The organism is Psychrobacter sp. TB20-MNA-CIBAN-0197 (genome assembly GCF_040309765.1).
GTDB classification, from domain to species: domain Bacteria; phylum Pseudomonadota; class Gammaproteobacteria; order Pseudomonadales; family Moraxellaceae; genus Psychrobacter; species Psychrobacter submarinus.
The window spans coordinates 1-231 of record NZ_JBEOPC010001490.1 but is presented as its reverse complement, the minus strand read 5'-3'; the positions used below and the strand labels follow the sequence as shown (position 1 = coordinate 231).

Sequence of the window (231 nt, the reverse complement as noted above, 5' to 3'; positions counted from 1 at the left end):
CTATAAGAGGAGCCAGTTATACCAAATCTTGATACTCGGGATGCTTGCTTATATAAGAGGCAACAAATGAGCATTGTGGTACGACTTTTTTACCCTGTTCGCGTGCATAGTTCAAGGCATGTTTGACCAGACCAGAACCAACACCGCGCCCGCCCAATTCTTGCGGTACGATAGTATGGTCGTAGATTAGTTTATCATCGTGTTCCTGATAGCTGAGATAGCCAGTATGAC

At 45.0% G+C, this 231-nt stretch carries 1 protein-coding gene; it reads right to left on the bottom strand.

Features of this window, described 5'->3' with window-relative positions; all coding sequences use genetic code 11:
- Positions 1–16 precede the first annotated feature (16 nt).
- On the bottom strand, positions 17–231 hold a 215-nt coding region (locus tag AAEY83_RS18940; RefSeq protein ID WP_351061799.1), incomplete at its 5' end, for a GNAT family N-acetyltransferase.